The 11,667-nt window shown below is 60.3% G+C and carries 7 protein-coding genes and 1 pseudogene; 4 read left to right on the plus strand and 4 right to left on the minus strand.

The features are described from left to right. Both ABX749_RS07655 and ABX749_RS07660 read right to left on the minus strand, forming a co-directional pair. Positions 1–585, minus strand: a pseudogene (locus ABX749_RS07655) (hypothetical protein); the annotation flags it as partial. 93 nt (positions 586–678) lie between these two features. Next, a complete protein-coding gene (locus tag ABX749_RS07660; protein ID WP_145213667.1) occupies positions 679–1,245 on the minus strand; it encodes an ECF-type sigma factor in 567 nt (188 codons plus the stop codon). A 455-nt stretch (positions 1,246–1,700) separates the two neighbouring features. Here ABX749_RS07660 and ABX749_RS07665 point away from each other — a divergent pair, with 455 nt between their 5' ends. Further along, the gene (locus ABX749_RS07665; protein WP_372895452.1) at positions 1,701–2,126 is read left to right on the plus strand and encodes a PDZ domain-containing protein; all 426 of its coding nucleotides are present in this window, start codon (positions 1,701–1,703) and stop codon (positions 2,124–2,126) included. A 158-nt stretch (positions 2,127–2,284) separates the two neighbouring features. Next, positions 2,285–5,404 carry a PQQ-binding-like beta-propeller repeat protein gene (locus ABX749_RS07670; protein WP_372895453.1) on the plus strand — a complete coding sequence of 1,040 codons (3,120 nt, stop codon included), beginning with the start codon at positions 2,285–2,287 and terminating at the stop codon, positions 5,402–5,404. A gap of 95 nt (positions 5,405–5,499) precedes the next feature. On the opposite strand, the gene ABX749_RS07675 is transcribed toward ABX749_RS07670, so the two are convergent. After that, positions 5,500–7,047 carry a Gfo/Idh/MocA family protein gene (locus tag ABX749_RS07675; protein ID WP_372895454.1) on the minus strand — a complete coding sequence of 516 codons (1,548 nt, stop codon included), beginning with the start codon at positions 7,045–7,047 and terminating at the stop codon, positions 5,500–5,502. Positions 7,048–7,205: 158 nt separating this feature from the next. Then, on the minus strand, positions 7,206–8,741 hold the full coding sequence (locus ABX749_RS07680) for a hypothetical protein (protein WP_372895455.1): 1,536 nt from the start codon (positions 8,739–8,741) through the stop codon (positions 7,206–7,208). Positions 8,742–9,118: 377 nt separating this feature from the next. Here ABX749_RS07680 and ABX749_RS07685 point away from each other — a divergent pair, with 377 nt between their 5' ends. Both ABX749_RS07685 and ABX749_RS07690 read left to right on the plus strand, forming a co-directional pair. Further along, positions 9,119–10,021, plus strand: coding sequence for an alpha/beta hydrolase (locus ABX749_RS07685; protein ID WP_372895456.1), 903 nt, complete (start codon positions 9,119–9,121; stop codon positions 10,019–10,021). Between the two features lie 189 nt (positions 10,022–10,210). Continuing rightward, a partial coding sequence (locus ABX749_RS07690) for a hypothetical protein (protein ID WP_372895457.1) occupies positions 10,211–11,667 on the plus strand: 1,457 nt, incomplete at its 3' end.

An 11,667-nucleotide genomic window follows, 5' to 3' on the forward strand; every position in this document is an offset into this window, starting at 1 on the left:
CCGAATCGCCGCCGCCGCACGAGCCTCACGAAGAAAGCGTTTCCGCGCCGGCGACATCGCTGCGAGTTCTGGATTGAGCACCTTGATCGCCACCACCCGCTGCAGTTTTGTATCGAATGCCTTCAGCACCGTCCCGAAGCCGCCCTGCCCGACGACCTCCAGGATTTCGTATTGTCCCAGTCGACCGATGGAATCGGCGCGGGAGGAGGGTTGCAGCCAATTGGGGGGGCAGGCCGCGAAGAACTCCGAGCCGTCCCGACCGGCATCGCCAGCCTTCGGGAATTCGCCGGTTGTCGCCTCCGTCTTCGCCGAACGCGGTCTCGGACGAGAGCTGTCCAGCCCGGCTGCGGTTGCGGATGCTGGGGCACTCGCCTGGGCAGTCGTCTGGGAATCGGCTTGCGCGGTGGCCAGTTGTTCCGCAACCGGCGCGTCGAGGAATTCGCCGGTTTGTTCGTGGGCGGCCAACAGCGTTTCGACGCGGCGCATCAATTCCAGATCGTCGCCACAGGCCGAACGGAGATAGGACTGCCGGGCGATCGTGTCGGAAAGCTCCAACGCAGAGAGAAAGAGTTCGCGTTCATTCATCGGCCAGCCCTTGATTGCCAGTAGGATCGGGGACGTTCTGAATTCAATGCGTCGCGGTGACGGGATTCACGCCAAGCTTTTTCTTGTTTTCTGCTATCTGTCCTCCGACTCGGATAATTCGGTTCGCAACCATGCTCGTCCGTAGGCCCAGAGCCTGTCTGCCGAACGAGGTGAAACGCCGAGCACGGCAGCCGCCTCGGCGATCGATAGCCCTGCGAAGTAACGCAACTGAACGAGTTCCACCGCGGCGGGATCGATGGACTTCAGGCGATCGAGGGCCAGATCGAGCGCGACGAGGTCCTCGCGAATTTCCGGCGCGGCCAACTCCACATTATCGGATGCCAGTCGCTGAAAGTCACCACCGTGTTTGACTCTTTTCTTTCGACGTGCATTGTCAACAAGGATTCGCCGCATGGCGGTCGCCGCCGCGGCAAAGAAATGTCCCCGGCTGTCCCAATTGCGGTGCTCGTTGCCGTCGACCAACCGCAGGTACGCCTCGTGCACCAGGGCCGTCGCCTCGATCGTCTGGCCCGGATGTTCCAGCGACATTTTCAGTGCGGCCAACTTGCGGAGTTCGTCATAGACCAGCGGCAGCAACTGGTCGGCGGCCGCGCCGTCCCCTTCGCGAATCTTCGACAGGATGTTCGTCACTTCGGTCATCAGGTCAGACCTCGCCGTGAAGCCGGATCGATCCCATTTGGCCGAGCAGTTCAGGCCCCAACGGTCTGATCCTCATTGTCACGTTTCGGCCGGCCGGCGGGAAGCGGCGCGACGTCGGATGACGGGTTTTCGAAGCCCGAAGCAGGTGGCAGGACCCCGAACGGTAACGCTGTGAAGCATTATTTAGCGGTAGGGCGCGAGCCCTCCGGTCGTTCCAAGCGTTTTCAACGCTGACACCGGACGGCTCGCGCCGTTCCGCTATCTCCTTTCCTGCCGAGCATTCCATGGCTTCCGCTAACGCCACGGAATCTGAAATCCGGCGCGTGACGGTTTCGATGCGGTCGGGCCAATCGATATCGGGAGCGATCCGCGACCCATGGGAAAGGCAACGAAAACATCGAGCAAACCGGCCGATGCCGATTTTGCTCCTTTTGAGAAACAAGGAGAAAAGGTCAATGTTAAGGCGTCGATTCGCGATCAGCGCGTTCTCTGTGTTCGTGTTCGCCGCGTTTGTCGCCGGAGTTTCGGAGAGACTGCAAGCACAGCCGGCGGTGGAAGCGAATGGTTTTGGTGGCTTTGTCGAGCCGAAGCATCCCCATCACCACTTCGGTGGTTGGTACTTGGGCGTCTACGGAAACTACACGCCCAGCGGGTTGCAGTTGACCCAGGTTTATCCCGGGACCGCCGCCTGGAATGTTGGGCTGGAAGTCGGAGACCGAATCTTGGCCGTCAATGGTCGCCGCATCAGCATGTATTACCCACTCAACGTGGCGTTGCAGGCAACACACAGCGGCTGGGTGCAATTGTGGGTCCGAGACTGGCGGACGGGACAGTTGGTCAGCGTGAATGTGCGATTGACTCGCACTCAGGTTCATTTTTAAGGCAATGCCTGACGGGGGGCGGCGGGCGGGAGTGGCACGCAGATCGGTGCGGTACATCCTTGAGAGGGTGATTTGCTTGGACGATACTCAATGGCAGACAACGCGGCCTGGAGAATCGAAACAACGAAGCCCTGGAACTGGATTCAGTCACCATGCGAATGAACCACCATCGATCTCTCGTCGGACGGATCGCCACCCTCGTCTGCCTCATCGGCCTGCTGCCGTCCGGGCTGCACGCCGAAGATCGCTTCGTTGAACAATTCAAGTTCAGCGGCGGGATCGTCGTCGCGATTGATTTTGAAGACGGAGAATCGATCGCGGATCTGGCGACCGATGGACCCTTCGTCATTCATGCGCTGCTGCGTGAACCGGACCGTGTCGCGGCGGCGCGGCAGGTGATTCAGCAGGCGGGGCTTTATGGGAAGGTTTCGTGCGAACTCTACAACGGCCGCGACCTGCCCTACGTCGATGGGTTGGTGAATCTGGTGCTGTGCAAGGATTCGTCCGAAGTTCCCGAATCCGAACTGATGCGGGTGTTGGTTCCGGGGGGGCGTCTGGTGGTGCAAGGGGCCGATGGATGGAAGAAGCGGGCCAAGCCGGTCCCCGATGGACTGGATCAGTGGAATCAGTTCTTGCACGGCGCGGATAACAACGGCGTCTCGCTAGATGACGTGGGGCCTCCCCAACGACTCCGTTGGCACGACACGCCGGAATACGGACGTTCCAAGTCGCTCTCGCCTTCGTTGACCAACATGGTTTCTGCCGATGGTGTGTTGTTGACCATCGAGGATCGCGCGACGACCGAAGACATCAACGCGCCGGTCGATTACCAATTGGTCGCTCGTGACGGATTCAACGGCATCGAGCTGTGGAAGCGGCCGATGGAACAATGGAGCAAGTGGCAGACGGGAAGCATCAAATCGATTCCGACTCAGCAGCAGCGGTGTCTGGCGGCGGTCGGCAAGTACGTTTACGTCTGTTCCGGTTTCGGTGATCCCGTCACGGCGTACGCGATCCGCACCGGCGCGGTCAGGCAGGTTTACCCGCACACCAAGCGGGCGACGGAGTTTGCCATCGATGGCCAAACGCTGTACGTGATCAAGGGAACGCCCTACAAGCTGCCCAAAGCGGCGGCGACCGAGGGACGTGTGGAGCTGTGTGCGGTGGATCTGAAAGACGGCGATGAACGTTGGACTCGCGCCATGATGGACGAGTACACCGGCGGCACCTTTGCGGTCAATGGTCCCCACTTGGTCTATCACAGCACCGGCGGCGTGACCTGTTTGGACACCGTCAGCGGGGACGTGTTGTGGACCGAACCGGTTCCGATCAAGGCCGCGCCACCGGTGACCAAGGAGGCCGGGCGGGCGCTTCGACGTGGCAAGAAACCCAGTGATTCGTCTCTGTTTTCTGCCAACGTCCATCCCACGTTGGTGCCGACCGACGAGATGGTTTTTTGCGCCATCCATGACACCATGACGGCGAAGCGTCTTCGCGATGGCAAGACGCTTTGGTCGGCACCGGCCGGACAGAATTACATGAAGAGCACCGAGATCTTCGTCGCTGACGGATTGGTGTGGAGCCGCGACTTGAACGGCCGCGATCCTAAAACCGGCAAGGTCGTCCGGACGTTGGCCCAGGAGATGACCGGCCCGATGTCGCATGACCGCTGCTATCGCAATCGCATCACGCATCGCTATTACCTCAACAGCGCGTCCGGCGGCAGCGACTTTGTCAAGCTCGATGGGACGGCGGAAACGCCGAATCCCTGGGCGCGTTCGACGTGTGGGCTGGCAGTGATGCCCGCCAACGGCATGCTCTACAACGGCCCCTATGTCTGTCAGTGCGCGATCGGCACGATGGCGACCGGCGTGAACGGTTTCTACAACGGTTCGGGCAATACCGACCGCCGCTTCAACGTTTCGATCGAGCCGCGTCTGGTGAAGGGGCCTGCGTTTGGAACCGTGAATGGACCGGCGGCCTCGGTGGACGACTGGCCGACGTACCGCTATTCGAATTCACGTAGCGGGATCACGCCGGGGCGGACTCCGGGCGAATTGGTGGCCAAATGGAATGTCGATCTCGGGGCGCATCCGACCGCGCCGGTGGTCGCCGGCGACAGTGTGTATGTCGCCGATCGAGACGGCTACACGTTGTATTCGCTCAATCGCGAAGACGGCGCCATCGGGTGGTCCTTCATCGCCGACGGACGCATCGACAGCCCTCCCACGTATCACAACGGCTTGGTCCTGGTCGGCAGCCGCGGCGGATCGGTCTACTGTCTGCGAGCCTCCGACGGACAATTGGTGTGGACGTTCAACGGCATGCCCGAGCGACGATTGATTTGCGACACGGGGCGTTTGGAATCGGCTTGGCCGGTGCATGGCAGCATCATGATGTTTGATGACACGGCTTACTTTGCCGCCGGACGCAGCACCTTTCTCGATGGCGGTATCGCCGTGTTTGGACTCGACCCGGTCTCCGGCGAGATGAAGCACGGCAGAATCATGCAGGGCCCGTACCAGGACGACGCCCGCAGTTTCCCCGTCCAGGCGCGGGGACAGTTCCAGTTGGAAGGTTGCAAAGGCGACATCTTCTCCTGTGCGGCCGACCAGTTGTTCATGCGAAACCAGGCCTTCAATCCCGATCTGGAACCCGTCGCGACAGAGAGGGTGAAGACCCTGCACCTGATGGCGTCTCCCGGTTTTTTGAACGAATCACCCCAGCACCGCACCTACTGGACCGTGGATCGGGATCTCCGCTACGGCGGCGCGATGGGTAAGTTCGGCGCTGGTCCGGCCGGCGACACGATCGCCTTTGACGGCAAGCTGTTTTACGAGGTTCGCGGTTACGCGCCCGGTCGCAATCTGCCCGGTCGCGGGCGCGGGCTCGACCCGTTGGAACTGTACAGCGTCTATTCGGGAAGCTACGGCGGGATGGGCGAGAAAGAAGACGCGTCGGCCATCCCCGCGATGGGCACCTGGCAGCAGCGTTGGACGACACCCACGCCTTTTGCCGGCCACGCGATCGCGGCTTCGGATAACACGGTGATGGCCGCTGGCGTTCCGCTGCTCAAAGACTACTCGGCGGAACAGACCAATGCCTCTTACGCCGGCCGGAACGGCGGCATCGCCTGGTTGTTGGACGCCGAAGACGGTCGCCCGTTACAAGAACTGCGATTTGACGCGGCACCGGTTTGGGACGGCATCGCGATCGCCCACAACAGCTTTTTCGTCTGCTTGAAGGATGGATCGGTCGTCTGCCTTGCCGCCAAATGATGCGCTGAGAACGATTCGCTGAGCAACGAACGAACCATTTCTATCCGTTCGCTGCTCAGTATCAGTGCTCAGTATGACAGATCAGTCACTGCCGATCAGACGTTGCTCGGATCCGGGACGACAAATCCGTCGCGGTACTGGCGGGTCAACATCGCGTTGGCGGCGTCGTTGTCGGCAAAGCGTTCGCTGACCGGATCGAATTTCAGCACCGGGCCGAGCGACAACTGTTCGACTTCGGGTTTCACACCATTGTCGCGCAGGTGTCGCAGCGTTCGTTGCAGCGTCGCGGAATCATCATCGGATGACCCGAACGCTTCCACGGCGCCGGCAATCTCATCGGGGCTGACGCGGTTTTCCTGGCCGACGTAGTAGGAGATGTTACCCAGGTGCGCGATCGAAGCGGACAGGTGTCCGCACATCGCATCGGCATTCAGCTTGGACCCGTCACGCGAGACGACCGCGTCAATGAAGTTGCTCATGTGCAACTCGTTGAGCTGGCCAGCTTCTTTGCTGTTGTGCTTGAAATCACGCACAGGCTTTTTATCGAGGTCAAAGACGCGTCCGTTTTCATAATTCGGACCCTGGATCGCGTAACCTTCGCTGCCATAGAAGACGACGCCGATCTTGTTGCCTCGGTTGCTGCCGAACAAGGCGTTGATTTCGTCGTCGGCGCTATCGTCGACACTTAAGCCACGTGTTTCGAAAACGATCGTTTTGTCGCCGTAGTCGTAGATCGAGACTTGGGTGTTGGCGGTGTCGCCGGCATCGACATAGCTCGGGTCTTTCCGTTCGGCTTGATAACCGAGACGTCCGGCGTAGGTCAGGATCGAGTTGGGGTGACGCTCCAGCCCTAATCCCCAGCGTGAGACATCGGTTTGGTGAGGGCCTTGGTTTCCCGAATCGCCGTTGCCGTAATGGCGTTGCCAGTGCCAGTCGTAATGGAAGCGTTGCCGCGTCACCTTGGGATCGGTGTAGGTCGCCGGGCCGCTCCAGAGATTGAAATCGACCGAATCGGGAATCGGATAGTCGCCGATCGGGCCGATCGACTTGCGGCGTTTGTAACACAGCCCGCGAGCCAATTTGACTTCACCGATCCCACCGCTCTGGATGAAATCGACCAGATCGATCACGCCGTTGCTGCTGCGGCACTGCGTTCCGGTTTGAAACATCCGGCCATACTTTTTTGCCGCCTCGACGAGCGCCCGTCCTTCGTTGACGTTATGGCTGATCGGTTTCTCAAGGTAGACGTCTTTGCCGGCTTGCATCGCCCAGACGCCGATCAACGCGTGCCAATGGTTCGGTGTCGCACAGGTCACGATTTGGTAGTCATCGGATTCGAGCGCTTCGCGGATGTCCCGGTAGACCTTCGGCTTGAGCCCCGTTCGTTTTTCGATCGAACCGGCACGCTGCTCCGCGACTTTGGAATCGACTTCGACGATGGCGCGGACTTCGGCCCGCGGATCGCTGCCGAATCCCGCGATGTGCGATTGCCCACGTCCGTTTACACCGGCCACCACCACGCCCAGTTTTTCGTTGGGGCCGTCGGCTGCCTTGGCCGCCGAACTGGTGTGAACGGCGGTCGCCAGCCCGGCGAGCGAGGCGGCCGATGCGACGTTAAACTGGCGACGACTAAATGGTTTCATCTGAATAGACTCCAAGCGGATGTGGGATTTAGGAGGGAAGGCACTCGCGGCGCGAGTTCGGGTCAGCCATCATAACCCATTTTACGCGGGAACGTGGGCGAAAAGGCGGCTAGGCGGAGCCCTAAAACGAGGGGAGACCGTGCGATCTGGACATCGATTCACTCGCTTGCGTTTCGTTCTCCGAAACCCAGATCCGCCAGATCCAGCTTGTACATCATCTGGTTGTAGTCGTAGCGGGGTGTCGGGGCGTCGTTGCCGGAGAACGTCGTCGTGTACGTGCCTTCAAAAAAGATCACCCGCCCGTCGTCTTTGGCAAACATCGGATGCTGTTTCGGGTTGTAGAAACTGTATTTCTCGTGGGTGACGATCTTTCGAGCGTTGATCCACGGGCCGGTCAGTTTCTTCGAATCGGCATACCAGACCTCGCCCAGCATCGACGTGCCCGCGTACTGAACCCCAATCATCACCCAGCGTCCCCGGTGTTCGTTCCAGGCCACCGATCCGCGGTGCATCGTCACCGATTTTCCCGCTTCGTCGATCAGGCGAAACAATCCGTCGGTCGCTTTGAGTTGGCCTTCCCTGATCAGTCGATTTTGAAGTGCCGGTGTGAAGGGGATCGTGTCCGGCTTCCAGCTGAAAACCGGAGCACCGTTGTGCCGCACGACCTCGAGGGAGTCCGCACGACTGCCCTGTTTCAGGCACGTGTATGCTTCGTACCGCGACAAATCACTCAGCGCCTCGGCGGTCGCCGGGACACGGACCAAAGGAAACGGGTCGGCGAAGTACACGTACTGAACCCCATCGTCTTGATGTGTGAAGGGGTGCCCAGCGGGAAACAACGGCGCATCGATTGCGAATGCCTTCCGTTTTTCGAATTGATAGGTTTGATCGTTGAACTCGGCCAACCCGCGTTCATAGACCGTCAGCGGTGGCTTGATTTTGACGTAGGCCGCGAACATCCGCTCACGGTCCGTGTTGCCGCCCAGCGTGACCAAGCCGTTGATCCAGGTCGGCCCTTTTCCAGGCAACTGGGCCGTCGGTTTTGCAAACCCGCTGTCATCGACAAAGTAATCCAAGTCGACGCCGACTTCGGGATCCAGTCCACCGTCGGACGGCAACCGGGACACGGCACCGGGCACATCAAAATTGCCCAACGGATACGAAGGTCGATGGGTGTCTCCCCAGAACCAATACAGGTTGTCTTTGTAGACGGCATTGACGACGCTGTCCGATCCGAACACTTGACCGTTCAACACCGGTTGTTTGATCGGTGTGGGATGCCCGGCCAGAACACTGTCGCGGTAGATGCCCGCACCGGTGATGCGATACAGGCGTTGGGCGAGATTCACCCGCTTGATCTTCAGCGTTGCCATGCCGCCGGGCTGGACCTTCAATCGTTTGCCGCGATAGCCGAAACCGTCTGCGGGGAACTCGTAGCCGTGGCTCCAAACGTGAAAGAAAACGGACTGGTTCATCAATCCCGGTTCATCGAACGCCACGATGCCCGCCGAATCCGTGTAATAACGGACATGGTTGACGGTTTTCAGCTCGACCATCGGCACCCCGCGTCCGGTCGCTTGATCGACGACTTTAATCACAAAGTAATCGTGCGCCGCGGCCGGAATGTCGCACGCGACAGGAATGCAGAACAACAGCAAGGGGAAAACAATGCAGGTCCATCGGGCCGATCGCATGTCGGTGGATCTCGAAAGGGGGGAGAGTCCGAGACCAGGGCGTCTCTGTTTTAACTGCAGGATACCCGCCCGACGCACGATTGTTGGGCCCGAAGCTAGTGCGCTGTCAACTTTTAGTTTACGGTTGCGTTTGTCGAGCGGGGAAAGGTCAGGCTGTAACTTGCGGAACGATGGGGAGATTACGGGGCCCACGGATGGCAGCGCGAACCCACGGATGTTTTGCGCCCTGTCATCCGTGGGTTCACGCTGCGATCGGTGGGTAGGATGTTCGATAGATCGCCCGGTAAAATTCTCGGTGAGTTCCGCTACCCCAAGAATGAACGTAGCGAGAGCACTAGAATGACGGTCGCTCGATTCACGCACCCCCGGAAACTCACATGAAACCAGTCTTCTTGATCGCACTGATCTCCGCGTCCGTTTTTACATCGCTGCCGCAGGTCGTCGCCGGCGATCCGATGGTCTTGAACGTTTGGCCGGGGACGCCACCGGGCGAAACCAAAACGTTGCCCGCGGAAGCGGACCAGACCAAGCCGGACGATCGGTTGATCGCGGGGCGGCGGATCATCAAGCTGGGCAATGTGTCGACACCCCAGATTGCGGTGTATCAACCGCCGGCGGACAAGAGCAACGGAACGGCCGTCGTGATCTGCCCGGGCGGTGGACACCACATTTTGGCGTATGACCTGGAGGGGACCGAAGTCGCCGAGTGGCTCAATTCGATCGGCGTGACTGCCATCGTGTTAAAGTACCGCGTGCCGGCGCGGGACCCCGATCGTCGTTGGGGCGCGGCCGTGCAGGACGCCCAACGGGCGATGAGTCTGGTGCGATCACACGCCGAAGAGTGGAAGATTGATCCCGCACGCATCGGCATTTGCGGCTTCTCCGCCGGCGGCGAAACCGCCGGCTTGACCGCCCTGTTTCAGGAAGAGCGTCAGTACGAAGCGGTGGACAAAGTCGATCAGGTTTCGATCCGGCCCGATTTTGCGATGCTGATTTATGCAGCGGGCATGGTCGAAAAAGGCACCGCGCAGTTGCACGACTACATCAAGGTCACGCAAGACACGCCGCCGATGTTTTTCGCCCACGCCTTTGACGATCGCGTGTCGGTTCACAATTGCTTGACGTTGGCCGGCGCACTGAAAGAAGCCGGCGTGCCGGCGGAGCTTCACGTCTACGCGACCGGCGGCCATGGCTACGGGCTCCGCGCCACCGACCAGCCCGTCACCCGCTGGCCCGAGCAGGCGGCCAACTGGATGAAGACAATGAAACTGATTCCTTAACCGAGACGTAAGCTTCCACCATGCGTTCGCAGTGGCGTAAGCTTCTAGCTTGCGTTTCTCGCGGCTCGCCGCGACCACCGTGATTGTAAGCTTCCAGCTTACGATCACTGATGACTACCGCCCCCGACACAATTACCCTCAGTCAGTCCTCTCCTTTCTGCGTCTCGATTTTTTTGGTGAAACGCCATCATGTCTCCCCGCCTGTTGGTCATCGTCGCGTTCTGGATCGGGCTCGCAGTCTCGTCCCACGCCCAAGACAAAAAACTTCCGGACGAGCCGATCGCCTTCGGCGTCCGCCCCGGTGTCCGCTTTTTGACGCCGACCTCGGCGGAGATCCGTTGGGAAACGACGATCGCCGGTCCGGCCGCCGTCGCTTTTGGGCCGACCCGAAAACTGGGACGCGTCATCGCTTCGCCATCCTCCGGCACCAGCCATCGCGTCGTCGTGGACGATCTGGTCCCGGGCCAAAACTACTGGTATCGGTTCGGCTTGAATCAAGGCGGCAAGCGTTCCTTTAGCTCCTTTTATCAACTCGAAGGCGGGATGAACTACACGCCTCCGGTGGTCGAGGCATCCGGGGTGCCCGCCGGAGCCGAGGAGGCGATCAAGCGGCTGGTCCAGCCCGGCGGGTACGCGGTCGTGTGGGGCGACGTGTCCCCTTCTTGGTGTGAAGCGATCGCGGCGGGGACGTCGATGACGGTGGTCGCCGCGGTCGATGATTCAGACACCTTGAACCGCTTGCGCAAACGATGGTATGCCGATCGAACGTACGGTATCCGTCTGACCGCTCAACTGAAACAAGACGTTCCCCACGCGATCGCCAACGTCGTCGTTGTTCGCGCCAATCAAGTCAACGATGTCGCCGGCCTGCTTTCCCCGATGGGTCAGATCATCAAGCTGGGCAGCGGCGATGAAGTGGCTGAGACCCAAAACGACGAATACGCTTGGCAGGCCATCAACCCCGACGTCCATTTCGGACGACGCGCAGCCCCGGAACTCGCCGCCTGGGGACACCAGTACGGTTCCAGCGGCAACGCGTCTTACTCCGGCGAAATGCTCGGCGGCGTCGACGACACGGCCGACTTGGAAGTGAAATGGATCGGCCGACCGGGGGCGGATTTTGGTATCGACCGCAACCCACGCATGCCCGCGCCTCTGGCCGTCGGCGGCCGGCTGTTTCATCAAGGCATGAACCGCATGATCGCACTCGATGCCTTCAACGGCGCCGTGCTGTGGTCGCTCGAAATCCCCGACTTGCGACGCGTCAACATCCCGCGTGACTGTGGCAACTGGTGTGCGGATGATTCGCACGTCTATGCCGCGGTCAAAGACCGCTTGTGGGTGATCGATGCCGCCAGCGGAGAAATGATTCGCACGATGTTGCTGCCGGAAGAATACGAAGGCAGCAGCGAATGGGGCTACGTCGCCGTCACGGAGGATCGCGTCGTCGGAACCGTCATGAAACAGGGCAGCGGTTATTCGGGATTCTGGGACAAGGCGGCGTGGTACGACGGCAAAGACGATGCGGCGACCGCCAAGGTCTGCGGGAACGCCATCGTGGGCTACGACAAACAATACGGCAGCATCGATTGGCAGCGTGATGCCGATGCAATCGTGCATTCCACCATCACCATTTCCGGCAACCA

Origin of the sequence: Stieleria sp. (genome assembly GCF_041595215.1) — a bacterium.
Classification (GTDB): domain Bacteria; phylum Planctomycetota; class Planctomycetia; order Pirellulales; family Pirellulaceae; genus Stieleria; species Stieleria magnilauensis.